This is a genomic window from Denitrificimonas halotolerans, from assembly GCF_034259425.1.
Classification (GTDB): Bacteria; Pseudomonadota; Gammaproteobacteria; order Pseudomonadales; family Pseudomonadaceae; genus Denitrificimonas; species Denitrificimonas halotolerans.
Genome location: NZ_JAXIVU010000001.1, coordinates 297796 through 314164, shown reverse-complemented (window position 1 = coordinate 314164; position 16369 = coordinate 297796). Strand labels below are relative to the sequence as shown.

Here is a 16369-nt window from a genome sequence, read left to right as displayed (position 1 = left end):
TCGACTTAGTTTGCTTTCTTTTTGGGCTGAATCACCATGTCGATACGTGGTGCTGGGCTGGTGATAGAGCCTTGTTTGCCACGACCCGCAGTCACGATTTCTCGAACGGTGTCGTAAACGATCTTTTCACCCTTGAAAGTATTACCTTGTTGGATGACTTTAGCTTGATCTTGAATGATGATCTTTTCCGTGTTGGCAAAATACTGAATTGTCAGGCCGTAGGCCTGTACAATTTCTTTATCAGTAGCAGGGAGTTGCTCATAATAAGCTGGTTTACCAACTGAAGTGAAAACGTCGATATCTCCTTCATTATTGAGGGTGATAGTTACAGTATCGCCGGTAATTTTTAATGTACCTTGGGTGATAATTACATCGCCACGGTAGATTGCTACACCGCGCTTATCATCCATTTCTGCGCTGTCAGCCTTTACATGTATAGGCTGCTGACTGTCAGAAGGTAAGGCGTGCGCCAAGCTGCTGAGCAGGCTAAATCCGGTGGCAAGGAGTACAGCAGTTACTTTAGCGAACTTCATGTCGGCCTCTCACATTTGAAAGTAAATGCATTTTACTTTCATTCAAATAGGTTTGCATGCCAACACCAGTAGTAATGCCGTTGGCCGCTTCAATTTTTACTGCAAGCTTGGTGTGTGCATATTCAGTTTCGGGGACATAGGTTAGTTGCTCTGTGCTCAGAATCACAGGGCGTCCCTTTTCATCGGTGCGTGCAATACGAACGTTATCAATGAGCTCTACTTCAGTCCCTTCAGGGCTGACTAAGCTGCGTTTACTGCTGATATTCCATGGTAAATCAGAGCCACGGTACAGTAATAATTCAGGCTCTAATAATACCGTAATATCATCATTTTGCGTATGTTCAATGCTTGGGCTAGTGAGTTCATAGTTTAAAGCGCCAGTTTCATCAAATTGTATTGTATGGGTACCTTGGGCGAAAAAATCGATATCGTTTTTGTCTGTCACTAAAGTAGTGGGCTCAATCTCTTCTGGGTTGTTAATATTCCAGTAACCTAGAGCGGCAACCATTAGCGCAAAGGGTAGGAAAAATAATGCTAAGCGAGCATTGGCAGACATAAGCGTAAACCTAAATTATAAGTAAGCATTTTGCGCTGTTTTAAGGGTGCCTTGGGCAGCCATGATAAATTCGCAAAACTCTCGAGCAGCACCTTCGCCACCGCGTAATGCTGTTACAGCTTTAGCATGTTGGCGAACAAAAGTATTGGCGTTAGCAACTGCCACGCCCAATGCAACGCAGCGGATGGGAGCTAAGTCAGGTAGATCATCACCCAAGTAGGCAACTTGATCGTATGAAAGTTGCAGTGTACTGAGTAATTCATCAAGCGCTACGCGCTTATCTTCTCGTCCTTGAATGACATGTTTGATTCCTAAATTCGCTGCTCGGCGCTCAACAATAGTAGAGGTGCGACCGGTAATGATAGCTACAGTTACGCCTGAATTTTGTAGCATTTTAATACCTTGCCCATCAAGGGTGCTAAAAGCTTTAGCCTCACTACCATCGGCTAGAAAATACAGTTTACCGTCCGTTAGAACACCATCAACATCTAATACCAGTAGGCGTACAGCACGTGCACGCTGGACAAGAGTACTGTTGGTTAGACTCAGCATTACATCACTCCTGCGCGTAATAAATCATGCATGTTTAAAGCACCAATGGCTTGATTATGTTCGTTGACCACTGGTAAAGAGCTGATTTTGTGGTCTTCCATAATCTTTAACGCCTCAGCTGCTAGCATTTCAGGGCGAGCTGTTTTTCCACCATGGGTCATTAAATCATCAATGGTTGCTTGGCGTACATCAATACCTTTGTCCAACGCTCGGCGCAAGTCACCATCAGTAAAAATGCCTGCTAAGCTTTGGTCAGGGGTGAGAATTAGGGTCATGCCTAAGCCTTTTTGAGTCATCTCTAATAGGGCTTCACGCAAGGAAGAGCCTTGGCTGACAGCAGGTAGTTCGTCACCGCTGTGCATGACATGCTCAACTTTAAGTAAAAGACGGCGACCTAGAGCACCACCAGGGTGAGAAAAAGCAAAATCTTCCGGCGTAAAACCACGGGCCTCGAGGAGAGCGATGGCCAAAGCATCACCTAAAACGAGAGTGACAGTGGTTGAAGACGTCGGTGCCAAATTAAGCGGGCAAGCTTCTTTTGTTACTTGAGTGTCTAAATTGACTTCTGCTGCTGTGGCTAGAGGAGAGCTAGGGTTGCCGGTCATACTGATTAAGGTGATTCCTAGCCGTTTAATCAGTGGTAGTAAAGTAACAATTTCGTTTGTGGTGCCTGAGTTTGATAAAGCTAAAACTACATCATCAGCGGTGATCATGCCCATATCACCATGACTGGCTTCGGCCGGGTGAACAAAAAATGCCGGGGTACCTGTGCTGGCTAAAGTGGCGGCTATTTTACTACCGATATGCCCAGATTTACCCATGCCCACCACAACAACACGGCCTTTGCAGTTTAAGATAAGTTTGCAGGCTTTGACAAAAGTCGTGTCAATACGTGCGTGTAAGCTGCTGATGGCATCTTGCTCAAGGTTGATGGTGCGCTTTGCTGAATCAATAAGAGACTGTGGTGAAGGCATAACTGAATATTCTTTAGCGTAAAAAGATGATTATACGTGAAATTGATGAGCAACTCATCCGTCTCTGGATTTAACTTTAGGGGCCTTAATAATATGGGCGCAGTTGAGCATCCTTATTGAGAGAGGCCGAATGGTTATAATGAAATGCTCTTAACGTGTGGGGGTAATTGGGTAGATGGCAGAGAAAATGTCCATCAAGTCTGGTGAGGTATCATGTGAAGCAATCAATACCTTTTGATAAAGCAGCTATAGGACAGGCATCGAGGAAGAGTTGAGTCAGAAGAGGTATCGTCTTTTTGGTGTATTCGGCGGTAGAACAAAGCATACTTTAATGGTTACGGAGTTATATATTCAATAGCTATAAAAAAGATAAAGCTCGACATCCATTAATAATGCCGTATACTCATTCGCAGCTAGAAAGAAGTATCTGATCTACATCCTACATGTTCGTTGTATTATTCGTAATCTCGTCCTGCAGTATCTAAGTTCAAATCTATATTTTTTATGCTATTCGAGCCTTCGTTTGAGGGCGAACTTAATTTAAATTTCAGGATATATATTATGTCTAATGTAACTACTGGCACTGTAAAATGGTTTAACGACGAAAAGGGTTTTGGCTTTATTCAACAAGAGTCAGGTCCGGATGTTTTTGCTCATTTCAGTGCGATCTCCAGCGAAGGTTTTAAATCACTTGCTGAAGGCCAACGCGTTCAGTTTGAAGTGGAAAATGGTCAGAAAGGCCTACAAGCTGCAAATATCGTTGCTATCTAATTAGATAGTCAGCTTTATAGAAAGGGTAAGCCTTTAAGGCTTGCCCTTTTTTTATGCTTGAAAAAACGGGATATGCAGTGCTTGCTGAGGCTGCCCGCTTGTCACTTGACTTGACCGAATTGACGTAAAAATCTGAGATGTTGTCGGAATGCAGTCTCTAATGGGATAGCTCTGAAGTTGATGTGTTGCCCAGGCAAGCATTGGGCTAATCGAGCACAAGACAATGGCGTGATGTTGCCTAGTCTTGGGTAGCCACCAATGGTTTGACGGTCGTTCATTAGTATTATGGGCTGTCCGTTTGGTGGTACTTGTATTGCACCTAAGGTTAAACCTTCTGAAATTAAGTTGCTGATGCTGCAGCTGAGTAGTGGCCCATTAAGACGTATGCCCATACGGTCTGAGTGGTTATCTATGGTCCACTTGTGATTAAAGAAGTTAAACAAGCTAGTGGCGCTAAAGGCATCGGCTTGAGCCCCGATGATGCAGTCTAGCATTACGGGCTGCGAGTAATCTGGCCGTTCTATGCTAGGTATTTTAGCTGCTTGAGGTTGTGTGCTGCTGTAGACTGCTTGAGCTTGTAAATGGTCGCCGGCAGCAAGAGGTTGGCCGTCACCTTGTGGTCCACCCAATTGTTCACGGTAGACCGTAGCGAGACTGCCAAGTAATGGTTTGCCTTGAAAACCGCCTGCAATGGCTAAATAAGCGCGTAGACCGTTACGTGGTTGATTAAAGCTTAAGATCTGGCCTCGATGTATGCAAACAGTTGTCCATGGCTCTACTGAATGACCGTCAATTTCCGCCCCCAGTTCTGCTCCGCTCAAAGCAAGGTAGAGGTCATGACAGGCCTGTAGCTTGAGACCGCCAAAGGTGATTTCTAAGGCCGCTGCTCCCCAAGCATTACCAACTAAATAGTTGGCCCAGGCCCAAGAGTATAAGTCAATAGCGCCGCCTTGGCTGATGCCTAAGTGGCGTACACCAAAGCGGCCTGCATCTTGTAGTGTAGTGAATGGGCCAGGTTGCAGCACTTTGAATGCATTAATCAGATGCATATTCAGCGATCCTTCTGAGGTGTGGGGTTACCACCAAGGTTTAAAAAATAGTGCTGGTCAATGGGCACCATCTGTACACGGTCACCGATTTGAAAGTAACTCATATGCTTACGGTTACGATCAAATAAAGTAATGGGTGTGCGCCCGATAATATTCCAACCGCCGGGGGAGTAGGTTGGGTATGCAGCAGTTTGTCGTCCGGCGATGGCAACACTGCCGGGGTATACCTGCTGTCGCGGTGTTGTTTTGCGGGGTACTTCTAAGTGCGCTGCCAGAGAACCCATGAAGGCGAAACCTGGAGCAAAACCCAAAGCAAAGACTGTATAAATGGTATTGCTGTGCAGTTCAATGAGTTGTTCGCAACTAATAGACTTTTCGTATGCTACATGCATTAAGTCAGGCCCTACGCGGGTATCATACCAGACAGGGAGCTCTTTGATTGGACCGGTCATGCTGCTAGTGGGGGGCGCTGATTCAGTTAAGGAGAGTTCGGTCAGTATAGTCTGCAATTTGAGATGGGCTTGGTTTGGTGTGATTTGGAGCACATCAAATTCGACCAATAACGTAGTGTATGAGGGAGTGAGATCAATTAGCGCAGTGTTAAAAACACACTTGCATTTTTGTGCAAGAGACATGATAGGTGCGATGTTGGTATCACTTATTTCAGCAAAAAGTCGTATCAGCCATGCATTTAAGCCGGCACTTTCAATCTTAGGGAATTGATTAGTCATACTTTAGAGCCGTGTGTATAGTTTTTGCTGCTTGTATCGAAGCTAGGTTGTCACCATGGACGCATAATGTATCAGCTTGTAAGTTGATAGCTGTGCCTTCTAGAGTTTGGATGGGATGGCCGTTGGCCAATTGAATAGCCTGTTCAACAATGGTGGATTGTTCGTGGTATACCGCACCGGAAACAGCGCGAGAGACAAGAGATCCATCTTGGTGGTAAGCGCGGTCAGCAAAGACTTCAAACCAAAGTTGTAAGCCATACTTTTTGGCTAAGGTTTGGACAGGCTCTGGGTCGAGCATAGCGGGTACGATTAGTTTTAGTTGAGGGTTAAAAGTGCTGACGCCACGCATGATCGCCGCCAATAGAGCATGATCCTTCATCATATCGCTATATAAGGCTCCGTGGGGCTTTACATAGTGCAGTTGAGTGTCTACAGCATGACATATAGCCGCTAAGGCACCGACTTGATACAGGATAAAATTTTCTACCTGCTGCTCTGTGCAGGTCATTGATCTGCGACCAAAACCAATTAGATCAGGGTAGGAGGGATGAGCGCCTACAGTTACATCGTGTTCTGCAGCTAAGCGCACAGTGGTGCGCATGATGTCAGGGTCTGAGGCGTGAAAGCCGCAGGCAATATTTGCTAGATCGATTAAAGGCATTAAAGCTTCGTCATCACCCATGACCCAAGCGCCTAAGCTTTCGCCTACATCGGCGTTGAGCAGTAATTTAGCCACTATTGAGTCTCCCGTGTCATGTTGTTGAGTGGTTGTGTTAAGTAAAAATAGATTGAGAGAATAAGCATATTATTTGCGTCCGCTATGAGTATGCCAAAGTCTGCGGTGACCGGTGAATGGCTTATTGAGGCGATGTTGTAATAGGGAGTGAAAAGAAAGTCAGATAAAGCTCGACATCCATCAAAAACACCGTATACTCATTGGCAGCTAGAAAGAAGTATCTGATCTACATCCTACATTTCGTTGCATTATTCGTAATCTCGTCCTGCAGTATCTAAGTTCAAATCTATATTTTTTATGCTATTCAAGCCTTCCTTGAAGGCGAACTTATATTTAAAATTCAGGATATTATTATGTCTAATACAACTACCGGCACTGTAAAATGGTTTAACGAAACGAAAGGTTTTGGCTTTATTGAACAAGAGTCAGGTCCAGATGTTTTCGCTCACTTCAGTGCGATTATTAGTGATGGTTTTAAAACATTAATAGATGGTCAGCGTGTACAGTTTGTCATCACTGAGGGCCAAAAAGGTCTTCAGGCTGAGAGCATTGTTGCGATCTAATTACGATCGTAAGCGGTACAATAAAGGGCAGGTCTTTCGAGACTTGCCCTTTTTTTTGTCTTGGTAATATAGTCAGACTGCAGTGTGGAGTTAGGAGAGCTGAATATGACTTTACAATGTTCCAATGATACGTTGCTGACGGCTCAAGAGTTTTCTGAGCAAACGGCTGACGCTGTCCAGCGTCCGAGTATTGGTTTGGCTCTGGGCTCGGGTGGTGCTAGCGGTCTAGCGCATATAGCTATTTTGCAGGTGTTTGATGAGTTGGGCATTGTACCTGACCGCATTACCGGCAGTAGCATTGGCGCAGTTATTGGAGGGTTATATGCTGCAGGTTTGTCAGCTGAAGTAATTAAAACTATTTTTGCGTCAGTGGCAGGTACGCCGATGGAGGCTTTGGCTGGGTTGGCAAGGTCTGCAGTTAAATTAACTGACTTAATGTCTGTGGGGCGTAATTCTGGGGGAGGTTTGCTCGACTCGCATGGGTTAATTGAGTTTTTGGCCAGCTTTACTGAGGTGAAAACATTCGAACAGCTGCGTATTCCCCTACAAGTAGTAGCCACTGATTACTGGACAGCAGATTGCGTTATACTTGAGTCAGGAAGTCTTTTTCAAGCGATTGAAGCTAGTATTGCTGTTCCAGGTTTGTTTAGTGCGGTGCGTCGTAATAAACAACTATTGATTGATGGTGGTACTTCTAATCCTTTGCCTTTTGATATATTGCAAGGGCAGGTCGACTTAGTCATTGCTGTGGATGTATCAGGTAATCATACGACAGATAACGGTCAAGATATTGGTTTGAGCGATATGCTGTTTACCAGTTTTAAGATTATGCAGCAGTCGATTACTCGTCAGGCTTTGCGCCATCAGCCCCCAGATATCTTGTTGCGTCCCGTTGTCCCAGGAGTTCGCTTGCTGCATTTTCATAGAGTGAATGAGATTTTGAAGTGTGCTGAACCGGTAGCAACAGTATTGCGCGAGCAGTTAAAAGGTATTTTAGTGTCGTCCCTAGCCTGTACTTCTAAGCATACCTAAACTATATGTGGTGAGGATTTAGAGGATTAATTGCTGCGAGGTGAGCTGTGGCGGTTGCATATGATGCCCATCACATTTTCAGTGTCGCTATTTGATCGTAACCAGTTGGCCTTGTTGGTTAAATTCTAAGCGGCGCTGTTGTCCTGCGAGTAGTGCCATATAGGTGGCAAAGCCTAAGATGGCAAACAGCACCCAAGTGATTTTATAGATTCCGATATTGGCATCAATCATTAATCCAACAATGAGCGGTCCTATAGCAGCAATGGTGTATCCACCGCCTTGTGCTAATGCTGATAAATCACCTGCAATTTTAGCATCACCACTACGTAGTACGATAAGAGTTAAAGCTAAGCTAAAGGACCCACCTTGACCTAGTCCCAGTAATATCGAGCCTGGCCAACGCAAACTGGTAGGACCTAACAATAACATGACTAAACCCACGCCAATGAATATGAACACTACCAATAGGGCTGGGCGTTGGTCTTTACTTATGCGTGCGAACCAAGGTGCGGCAATAGCTGATATTGCTTGAACTAGAATTGAGATACTCATTAACCAGCCGGCTTCACTTTCACTGTAACCTTGGCGTACTAGCAAGGTGGGTAGCCAGCCAAAAACGATATACGCTAATGAGGATTGGCTACCCATTAGCAGCATTACTTGCCAAGCTAAGGGGTGATTGAGTAATGCGCGGGCTTGTCGTTTATGGGGACTGAACTGAGGCTCAGCTGCAGGCTGTGGCATGATCCACCACCAGGCGATTAAAGCGGTTAAGGCAAGGCAACTCCAAGAAAATAAGCTCAGTGACCAACTGTTGAGTAGGTTGGCAATGGGGATGCTGAAAGCGGCTCCTAGTGCGCCACCTAAGCATAAAGCCATGGTGTATACACCAGTGATAATATCGGCGCTGCCGGTCAGCTCTCGTTTGACTAAGGCCGGTAATAAAGTACCAATAATACCAATAGCTGAACCCAGCATTAAGGTGCCTAGGTATAAGGTAAAAATGCTAGCAATGCCGCGTAAAGCAAGGCCTGCGCTTAGAATGATAAGCCCGATTGTTAAGCTTCGCTCTATGCCAAGCTGTCGTGTTAACCATGGAGCTAAGGGGGCAAAAAGGCCGAGACATAGTACAGGTAGCGCCGTGAGAAGCGATAATGTGAGTACTGAGAGTGTGCCTTCATTTTCGATACGTGGTAATAAGGGAGCGAGAGAGGAAAGCGCAGGACGCAAGTTAAGACCAATTAATATCATCAGGAAAATAAATTTTATGTTGCTTGGGCTTTTACGCTTTTGACTGGTGGGCAGCATAAAAGATTGCTCCTAAAGACTTGCGTTCTGTATGAATGAAAGTAGGCGATGAGCTTACGTTATTTCAGTAGTCAGGTGATGCGTTGTTAGGTGTTGTCGCACACTTTAGTATGGCTGTTCAGCCAAGGCAATTGACGTTGCTATAGATTAAATGTTGATTTTCCCGCGCATTACTTTGATTTGGCTGCGTTGTTTTTTCTGATCGAGACGTCTACGTCGTGCATTTTTACTAGGTTTGGTTAGTTTGCGTGTTTTGGGTACGAGTATGGCAACTTGAATGAATTGTTGTAGGCGTTGTAACGCATCGAGTTTGTTTTGCTCTTGGGTGCGAAATTGCTGTGCCTTAATAACTAATATGCCTTCTTTATTGATGCGACTGTCATTGCTTTCGAGTAAACGCTGCTTGTGAAGATCACTCAAACTAGAGGCTTGGATATCAAAGCGCAGGTGGATTGCTGAAGATACTTTATTGACATTTTGCCCGCCTGAACCTTGTGCGCGCATGGCATGAATCTCCACCTCGCGTTCTTCAAGACTGATATTGTGTTTGATGAAAATCATAATGGTCTCGTGGGCCCAAGGATGTATAGAGACTCAATATCATAGACCAAAGTTGCAGTGGCTGTTAGTTTAGGCGGGGTTGTTTGTAGTTTATGCGACAACCTGGGCTTGATTGATAGCTCGTGAGCGATTGATTGTCTGAATAGTTTGATAGGAGGGTGTATGGGTGAGAAATATACGCAAGATGAGATTGATCAGGCCTTACAGGTGTTAAATGCCGAACAGAAGACGTTGTGGCAGGTTCAGGATGGGAAGTTGTCTCAGACATTTAAATTCAGGGATTTTTTAGCGGCTTTTGGCTTTATGACGCAAGTAGCAATACTGGCAGAAAAGGCCAATCATCATCCAGAGTGGTTTAATGTCTACAATAAAGTGACAATCAACTTAACGACGCATGATGTTGGTGGTATTTCATCGAGGGACTTTCAGTTAGCACAAAAAATCTCTACGTTGACTTGCTGATTGCAGTTTGACTCAGTGCAGTAAGGGGCTGAGAGCGGCCATTTTGTTCGTTTTGATAGACGAGAGAGGTGGAGATGTATCCGTTTAAAAAATATACAACAATAGTTCCGGCGGACTGGGTGGATTTTAATGGGCACATGAATACAAAGTATTACGGTTTAGTTATTTATGATGCACACATCGCGTTTACTGAGCATCTGGATTTAGGTGAGCGCTATAGATATGTCAATAACTGCAGCAAAGCTTTAGTTGAGAGTCATTGTATCTTTGAGCGTGAACTATGCGAAGGTGATGAAATAGAAGTGGTTTCTTGGTTACTGGCTGTGGATGAGAAGCGCCTGCATACTTTCCATGAAATCCATTGTACAAATAAAGGCTATCGTGCTGCTGCTGGAGAACACTTGGATGTGCATATCAGTTTAGAAACACGCCGTGTAGCACCTTTCCCTGCAGATGTTTTGCAACGCTTACAGTTAATTGAACAGGCTTATGCTGTCCTGCCAAGGCCTGAAAAAGTTGGCAGTACTATTCAAATGCCGTTGAAGTGAACGTGACTTGTGGCATTGAGTATATTGAGCTCCATTATCGAGGAAGGCGGTAATGGAGCTCGCTTTTGATAGATAGCACGAATCTGTTAGGCCATCCAAGGTACGCCGTTAATGTGACTGCCACCATCAGCAAATAAAGTATTGCCGGTCAGGTAGCGAGCATCATCACTAGCTAAAAAAGCAGCGACTCCGCCAATGTCGGTTTCAGGATCGCCCATACGTCCCATGGGGTTTAATTTGAGTAGTTCAGCTGCATTGTCGGGCTGTGCTGCAGCGAATTTATCGTAAGCTTCAGTGCGTGCGGCAGGACAGATGATATTGCAGCAGATTTGGTGAGTAGCCCATTCGCGCGCAGCAGTGCGAGTTAGGCTGCGTAGTGCTTCTTTAGCTACATTATAGTCAACAGTGTAAGGGTGTGCGTTGACGCCATTTAAGGATGCAATGTTGATGATTCTGCCCCAGCGTTTATCTCGCATGTAAGGAAAAACAGCTTGCATAGCCCAAAAAGCAGCCATATGTCCCATTTTGAAAGCATGCTCAAAGTCTTCGTCAGTTTTGCCTTCTACAGGGGTAAAAGGTGGTGCTCCACGGCGTGAGGCCCAGGCGTTGTTAACTAAGATATCAATACTGCCAAAAGTGTTTACAGCTGTTTCAACCATGGCTTGTACTTGTGTTTTATCGCACATGTCCACAGCGTGAGCGATGACTGGTACAGCAAAGTCTCGCTTTATACCTTCTGCGACAGCTTGCCCAGACTCTGTGTTCAGTTCTGCAACTAAAATGCTTGCCCCTTCTGCAGCAAGGCGGCGGGCTATGCCTTTACCAATACCAGCACCTGCGCCGGTTACGATAGCTACTCGATGAGCCAATTTTTTCATGAGAATCCTTATTTTTATTCGGCTTTTTGCTCAGCTTTATTCAGCAGAGTGAGTATAGTGGTCGTGTTACAGCATAGAGTCTTACTCTACGGCTCGCTTTAATGAAAGTGAGCACAGTTCTTATAGCATTAAAGAGAGAGCTCATAAAGCGGGCAAGAGAATTTCTAAGGCAGCACTATAGTGTGAAAAAAATAGGAGTGCTGTCGTTAAAATGAGTGTTATTACTATCAAAAAACAAGCGAAAGAGTCGGTTAGCTGTGCTACATGTCAAGCTTGCTGTTGTCGTCTAGAGGTGATGTTAATCAGTGATACAGGTGTGCCTAAAGAGTATATTGCTGTGGATCAATGGGGGGCTGAGACCATGTTGCGTTTGGCTGATGGTTGGTGCTCAGCCATCGATCGGGATACTTTTTTATGCACAATTTATGAGAATCGCCCGTGGATTTGCCGTGAGTTTGAAGAGGGGGCGGATGAGTGTCTTGATGAGCGGGTTGCGTTAATTATAGCGACAGACTGAAAGTGAACCTTTTTAAGTGAGGTGGTGAGCTATGACATCCTTAATCCAAACATTAGTGAGCTGTCCATATTGTGCTGAATATATTGAGGTGTTGATTGACCCGCATGACGTAGGGCAGCAATATATCGAAGATTGCCAGGTATGCTGTCAACCTATTCTATTTAATGTAGTGCTCGAAACAGAGGGCAGCTTGTCCGTCTCGGTGCATGGTGAAAATGAAATTTATTAATGTCGTATGTTGCGGCTGTTTGGATATGATATGGATAATGCACCTTCGTTAGATAATACAGATAATGAAGTGATTGCAGCAGTGCGCTGCTGGGTTGAGACTTTTGTAATTGGGATGAATCTTTGTCCCTTTGCCAAGCGTGAGTTGGTCAAGGACCGTATACGTTTTGTGGCCACAGCTGCCGTTACTGAAGCGCATCTATTGCAGGTGCTGCAAGCTGAGTTAGAGTTACTTAATACTGATGCAGCAATAGAAACTACTTTGTTAATTCATCCGCAGGTGTTGCAGGACTTTTATACTTACAACAATTTTCTCAATGTGGCTGACGCGTTGTTAGTCAGTCTTGAGCTTGAAGGCGTTTACCAGATTGCTAGTTTCCATCCTGACTATCAGTTTGGCGGTACTGAGCAAGATGATGTAGAGAACTATACAAACCGTGCTCCTTATCCCGTTTTACATATCTTACGTGAGAGCAGTATTGAGCAGGTGATTGCTAGTTATCCTAGTGTGGATGATATTCCAGAGCGAAATATAGCGTTGATGAATGCGTTAGGCCGGAAGTATTTACAGACTGTATTTAAAGCCTGTTTGAATCGATCTGCATAAGAAAAGAAGGGGCTTGCCGTCCGAGCTCAGAGTCGCGGTTAGTAGCATTAACTGATTGGGTAAGATTGATGAAAATAAGAGGTGAGTAAAACAATCCCCCATAAAAATAAAGAATCGCGCATAATAACTGATTTTTTGCCGGCAGCTCTGCAATAGAGTCAGTGTGGGCGAGTTATTTATCTGGGGAAAGCGTGAAAAATAGTACCGTTGGAAGCACTTTTATTGTTGCTGGAACAGCTTTGGGTGCGGGGATGTTGGCTATGCCATTAGCCACCGCAGGTATTGGTTTTTCAAGTGCAATATTGCTGCTTTTTGGGCTCTGGTTTGTTATGAGTTATACGGCCTTATTGTTAGTTGAGGCCTATCAATACAACGATGCCCATTTAGGCTTGAGCTCCCTTGCTTATAAATATTTAGGAAGTCCTGGGCGTGTGCTCATCAGTTTAGCCATGCCATTTTTAATGTATTCGTTGATTGCTGCCTACTTAGCTGGTGGCGGAGAGATTATTCGTGAGTCTGTGAGCAGTTTATTTGGCTGGCAGTTATCTCAGTTTGTTGGAGTATTATTATTTGCGTTAATTGGAGGCGCTGTAGTGTGTTTTGGCACGCACTCGGTAGATTTGATTAACCGCTTTTTATTTGCCACAAAAATATTCTTTTTAGCGACTATGCTGATTTTATTGTTGCCTCATGTTCAGCAAGTTAATTTATTAAGTATGCCTGTTGAACAGGCGCTATTTTTATCGGCAATTCCGATTGTATTCACTTCGTTTGGTTTTCATGGCAGCGTGCCGAGTATAGTGAGCTATATGGAAGGGGATATCGTAAAGCTGCGTAAGATTTTTATTTTAGGCAGTGCGATTCCGTTGCTAGTTTATGTTTTTTGGCAGATTGCAACTTTAGGTGCTATTGAGACTGATACTTTTATCGGTATTCTTGCCAATGAGAGCGGCTTGAATGGTTTGTTATCAGCGGTTAAGGCCGTGGTTGGAACAACGCGGGTAGAAATGGCTGTGCGTTTGTTTGCCGCTTTGGCTTTGGCTACTTCCTTTTTAGGCGTAGCGTTGGGCTTATTTGATTTTCTTGCTGACTTTTTTAAGATGAAAAGCACTTTCAGTGGTCGTATACAAACAGGCTTAATCACCTTTACTCCGCCATTAATTTTTGCTCTTTTTTATCCCAAAGGTTTTATCTATGCATTAGGCTTTGCGGCAATTGCGTTGTCTATTTTATCTTTATTACTGCCTGCCTTATTGGTGCATGAAACGCGTAAACAGCATAGTGGTGGTTATCGAGTTTCTGGAGGAGCAGCAGGCTTGATGTTGGTATTTATTTTGGGTATAGGCATTATCATTATTCAACTGGCGATTGTTGCTGGCGGTTTGCCTAATGTGGGCTAACGTATAAGTTTGGGCGCAGCATGATCCAACTGGGAACGCCTAAAATAGTAGGTGTAGCTAAAACTTGAAAGCCAAAACGTTGATAGAGTTTCACATTACTTGGCTTATCGGTTTCTAAATAAAGGGGATCTGTTGCGCAATGGTTAATGGTGAAATTAATCATTTGAGTGCCAATACCTTTGGCCTGCCATTGCGGCATGATTGCTAAGGGGCCTAAGTGCCAATGAGGTTGGTTTGGATCAATGCGGGCCCAAGTACCTAACCAGATGGCAAGGCGTAAGCTGCCGAGAGGGCTATTGGTGCAGATCATTCTTGGTAATAACTGCAACATGTCTCTGAGTGTGGGCTGGCACTTATTGGGTGGCAGCATGCCTATTACACCAATGAGATTGCCATCAATAAAAGCACCATATAGCTCGCCTTTACGTTTTACGTAGGTGAGTAGAGCGGGAAACATGCGCTTTAGTCTAAGGTGACGTAGGTGTGGGTTGGTGCCGAACACTTTAATATGCAAAGGGTTTTCATTCATCGCTGCAGCACAGACCGTAGCAGCGGTTGCTATTTCGTCCAGCTTTAACGGCAAAATATTACAGTTGTATTTATGCATAGCAAAAGCCTTCTGTTAGCTGAACACCGTGAGAGTAAAGGATGAACTTGCTCGCTGTTATTGTGAGTTAACGGTGTGTGGGCTAGTTAAGCAAGGTGTCGCATCTCTTGTGATAGGGTATAACATAAAATTTTTATTTACACTTTTTTGCATTAAAGGCATTGTGCTCGCCGAGTCAGTTTTATGTTTTTATGGCTAGATTATCAGCTTTCGGCGACTTAGGCGTGCACTAAAAGTAGATAGATCAGAGCTGAAAAGGGCTGCTCAGTGGTTTGTTATGCGTTTTTCTAGCTGAAGTTAACCCCCAAAGTTATTTCGGTTTGTACTGCTTTTTTGTCGTAGATTGTTGAGCTTAGTAGAAATATGGTTGAGTAGTGTTTAGTTTTGGAGTGGATTGTTATCAAAATCGCGTAAGACCTCGTACTTTTAGTGCGGGGATGGATAGCGAGGGCTGCGTAAGCAGCCCCTTAACCCTTTAACAGACTGCTAAAGTCTTTGCAGTATAGGTTGGTACTGGTATTATATACAGTATGATAAAGCACACCAAAACATTAAAAGTTCGAGTCCGAGACAGGCATGTGCCCTTGCTAAACCGCATGGCTCGCAGCGTCTAATTTCGTTTGGAACTTTGTTAATGAATTAAGTCAACGCTCGATTAAAGAGCGTGGTGTGTTTTTGTCTGCGTATGATATGCATCCCTACACAAAGGGCGCAGGTAAAGAGCTTGGCCTGCACAGCCAAACCTTACAGTGCATTGCAGGTGAGTATGTCACGCGCCGTAAGCAGTTTAAGAAAGCGCGGCTGAACTGGCGCAAATCAGGCGGTGTACGCCGCTCACTGGGCTGGATACCCGTCAATACAGGTGCAGCGCAGTGGAAAAACGGGCAGGTCTACCACAACGGCCACTATTTTAAGGTCTGGGACAGCTACGGCTTGAACCAATACAAGTTTCGCTCGGCCAGTTTCAATGAAGATGCCCGTGGCCGCTGGTACTTCAATGTAGTGGTTGATGTGGAGGTCGAGCCAATCAAAGGCCAAGACCGTATCGGTATTGACCTGGGTTTGACCGACACTGCCACCTGCTCGGATGGCACCAAGCTGGAAGCGGGCCGCTTCTATCGTGGCCTTGAGGAAAAACTGGCCATAGCGCAACGAGCCAGAAATAAAACCCAAGTCAAAACCCTTCATGCGAAAATCGCTAACCGTAGAAAAGACGCATTGCACAAGTTCAGCCGCACGCTGGTCAACCGCTGTGGTGAAATCTATGTGGGCAATGTCAGTAGCTTAAAACTCGTTAAAACCACGATGGCCAAGTCAGTGTTGGACGCTGGCTGGGGTCAATTAAAAACAATGCTGGACTATAAATGCGCTCACGCAGGCATTTTTTTTAAGGAAGTTGACGAGGCATACACCACCCAAACCTGTTCGAATTGTGGCAGCTTGCCCGAATCGAGGCCGAAAGGTATCGCAGGACTTGGAATAAGAGAATGGACGTGCAGTGGGTGTGGTGTCACCCACGATCGCGATATCAACGCGGCACGTAACATTCTCGCGGCCGGGCATGGTCGTCTAGCAGTAGGAATCCCCGTCCTTTAGGTCGGGGAGGATGTCAATGTGGACTATGCGCTGTGTGACAAAGTGTTGAGTGTTGGTTTTCTTGTTGAGAAAAATGTCGATGATTGCATCAAATAGATTTGGGCTTACTTGATAGCGTAGTTGTGACGTTGCTGTTGCTGAGTTGGTGCTAGAGTTGTTT

General features: G+C 44.8%; 21 protein-coding genes. 10 read left to right on the top strand and 11 right to left on the bottom strand.

What is annotated here, in order from left to right:
• Positions 1-5: 5 nt before the first annotated feature.
• Genes lptA through TOI97_RS01480 form a run of 4 tightly spaced genes read right to left on the bottom strand, consistent with a single transcriptional unit; the run spans position 6 to position 2615 of the window.
• Complete coding sequence (gene lptA / locus TOI97_RS01495; protein WP_321552349.1) at positions 6-533, bottom strand: lipopolysaccharide transport periplasmic protein LptA; 528 nt, start codon at positions 531-533, stop codon at positions 6-8.
• Positions 520-1089, bottom strand: coding sequence for an LPS export ABC transporter periplasmic protein LptC (lptC, locus tag TOI97_RS01490; RefSeq protein WP_321552348.1), 570 nt, complete (start codon positions 1087-1089; stop codon positions 520-522). The genes lptA and lptC overlap by 14 nt, the downstream gene beginning before the upstream one ends.
• Positions 1090-1104: 15 nt before the next feature.
• The gene (locus tag TOI97_RS01485) at positions 1105-1641 is read right to left on the bottom strand and encodes a KdsC family phosphatase (protein WP_321552347.1); all 537 of its coding nucleotides are present in this window, start codon (positions 1639-1641) and stop codon (positions 1105-1107) included.
• The gene (locus tag TOI97_RS01480; RefSeq protein WP_321552346.1) at positions 1641-2615 is read right to left on the bottom strand and encodes a KpsF/GutQ family sugar-phosphate isomerase; all 975 of its coding nucleotides are present in this window, start codon (positions 2613-2615) and stop codon (positions 1641-1643) included. The genes TOI97_RS01485 and TOI97_RS01480 overlap by 1 nt, the downstream gene beginning before the upstream one ends.
• 561 nt (positions 2616-3176) lie before the next feature.
• On the opposite strand from TOI97_RS01480, the gene TOI97_RS01475 reads away from it, so the two are divergent.
• Positions 3177-3386 (top strand): cold-shock protein, encoded by a 210-nt coding sequence (locus tag TOI97_RS01475; RefSeq protein WP_321552345.1) that lies wholly within the window; start codon positions 3177-3179, stop codon positions 3384-3386.
• A 101-nt stretch (positions 3387-3487) separates the two neighbouring features.
• On the opposite strand, the gene TOI97_RS01470 is transcribed toward TOI97_RS01475, so the two are convergent.
• The 3 genes from TOI97_RS01470 to TOI97_RS01460 are packed head-to-tail and all read right to left on the bottom strand — an operon-like array spanning position 3488 to position 5902.
• Positions 3488-4441: a 5-oxoprolinase subunit C family protein gene (locus TOI97_RS01470; RefSeq protein ID WP_407651294.1), complete on the bottom strand. Its 954-nt coding sequence runs from the start codon at positions 4439-4441 to the stop codon at positions 3488-3490.
• Positions 4438-5166, bottom strand: a complete 729-nt coding sequence (pxpB, locus tag TOI97_RS01465; RefSeq protein ID WP_321552343.1) for a 5-oxoprolinase subunit PxpB — start codon at positions 5164-5166, stop codon at positions 4438-4440. Before pxpB ends, TOI97_RS01470 begins: the two co-directional genes overlap by 4 nt.
• Complete coding sequence (locus TOI97_RS01460; protein ID WP_321552342.1) at positions 5159-5902, bottom strand: 5-oxoprolinase subunit PxpA; 744 nt, start codon at positions 5900-5902, stop codon at positions 5159-5161. Before TOI97_RS01460 ends, pxpB begins: the two co-directional genes overlap by 8 nt.
• A gap of 353 nt (positions 5903-6255) precedes the next feature.
• Here TOI97_RS01460 and TOI97_RS01455 point away from each other — a divergent pair, with 353 nt between their 5' ends.
• Positions 6256-6465 (top strand): cold-shock protein, encoded by a 210-nt coding sequence (locus tag TOI97_RS01455; RefSeq protein ID WP_321552341.1) that lies wholly within the window; start codon positions 6256-6258, stop codon positions 6463-6465.
• Between the two features lie 105 nt (positions 6466-6570).
• Positions 6571-7497 carry a patatin-like phospholipase family protein gene (locus TOI97_RS01450; RefSeq protein WP_321552340.1) on the top strand — a complete coding sequence of 309 codons (927 nt, stop codon included), beginning with the start codon at positions 6571-6573 and terminating at the stop codon, positions 7495-7497.
• 87 nt (positions 7498-7584) lie between these two features.
• On the opposite strand, the gene TOI97_RS01445 is transcribed toward TOI97_RS01450, so the two are convergent.
• Together TOI97_RS01445 and arfB are read right to left on the bottom strand one after the other, a co-directional pair.
• On the bottom strand, positions 7585-8805 hold the full coding sequence (locus TOI97_RS01445) for an MFS transporter (protein WP_321552339.1): 1221 nt from the start codon (positions 8803-8805) through the stop codon (positions 7585-7587).
• Positions 8806-8952: 147 nt separating this feature from the next.
• Positions 8953-9366, bottom strand: a complete 414-nt coding sequence (gene arfB / locus TOI97_RS01440) for an alternative ribosome rescue aminoacyl-tRNA hydrolase ArfB (protein ID WP_321552338.1) — start codon at positions 9364-9366, stop codon at positions 8953-8955.
• A 162-nt stretch (positions 9367-9528) separates the two neighbouring features.
• On the opposite strand from arfB, the gene TOI97_RS01435 reads away from it, so the two are divergent.
• Complete coding sequence (locus tag TOI97_RS01435) at positions 9529-9828, top strand: 4a-hydroxytetrahydrobiopterin dehydratase (protein ID WP_321552337.1); 300 nt, start codon at positions 9529-9531, stop codon at positions 9826-9828.
• Between the two features lie 74 nt (positions 9829-9902).
• On the top strand, positions 9903-10376 hold the full coding sequence (locus TOI97_RS01430) for a thioesterase family protein (protein ID WP_321552336.1): 474 nt from the start codon (positions 9903-9905) through the stop codon (positions 10374-10376).
• An 86-nt stretch (positions 10377-10462) separates the two neighbouring features.
• Here TOI97_RS01430 and TOI97_RS01425 read toward each other — a convergent pair whose 3' ends face one another.
• Positions 10463-11254 (bottom strand): SDR family NAD(P)-dependent oxidoreductase, encoded by a 792-nt coding sequence (locus TOI97_RS01425; protein ID WP_321552335.1) that lies wholly within the window; start codon positions 11252-11254, stop codon positions 10463-10465.
• Positions 11255-11465: 211 nt separating this feature from the next.
• On the opposite strand from TOI97_RS01425, the gene TOI97_RS01420 reads away from it, so the two are divergent.
• The 4 genes from TOI97_RS01420 to tyrP all read left to right on the top strand — a co-directional run bounded on the left by TOI97_RS01420 (position 11466) and on the right by tyrP (position 14006).
• Entirely contained in the window at positions 11466-11771 is a 306-nt protein-coding gene (locus TOI97_RS01420) for a YkgJ family cysteine cluster protein (RefSeq protein ID WP_321552334.1), read from the top strand.
• A gap of 31 nt (positions 11772-11802) precedes the next feature.
• Entirely contained in the window at positions 11803-12000 is a 198-nt protein-coding gene (locus TOI97_RS01415) for a CPXCG motif-containing cysteine-rich protein (protein WP_321552333.1), read from the top strand.
• A gap of 30 nt (positions 12001-12030) precedes the next feature.
• Positions 12031-12606 carry a DUF1415 domain-containing protein gene (locus tag TOI97_RS01410; protein ID WP_321552332.1) on the top strand — a complete coding sequence of 192 codons (576 nt, stop codon included), beginning with the start codon at positions 12031-12033 and terminating at the stop codon, positions 12604-12606.
• A gap of 191 nt (positions 12607-12797) precedes the next feature.
• The gene (tyrP, locus tag TOI97_RS01405) at positions 12798-14006 is read left to right on the top strand and encodes a tyrosine transporter TyrP (protein ID WP_321552331.1); all 1209 of its coding nucleotides are present in this window, start codon (positions 12798-12800) and stop codon (positions 14004-14006) included.
• Here the strand turns inward: tyrP and TOI97_RS01400 are convergent.
• Positions 13993-14613: a GNAT family N-acetyltransferase gene (locus TOI97_RS01400; protein ID WP_321552330.1), complete on the bottom strand. Its 621-nt coding sequence runs from the start codon at positions 14611-14613 to the stop codon at positions 13993-13995. The genes tyrP and TOI97_RS01400 overlap by 14 nt on opposite strands.
• Positions 14614-15267: 654 nt before the next feature.
• Here TOI97_RS01400 and TOI97_RS01395 point away from each other — a divergent pair.
• Positions 15268-16209: an RNA-guided endonuclease InsQ/TnpB family protein gene (locus TOI97_RS01395; protein ID WP_321552430.1), complete on the top strand. Its 942-nt coding sequence runs from the start codon at positions 15268-15270 to the stop codon at positions 16207-16209.
• Positions 16210-16369: the final 160 nt, after the last annotated feature.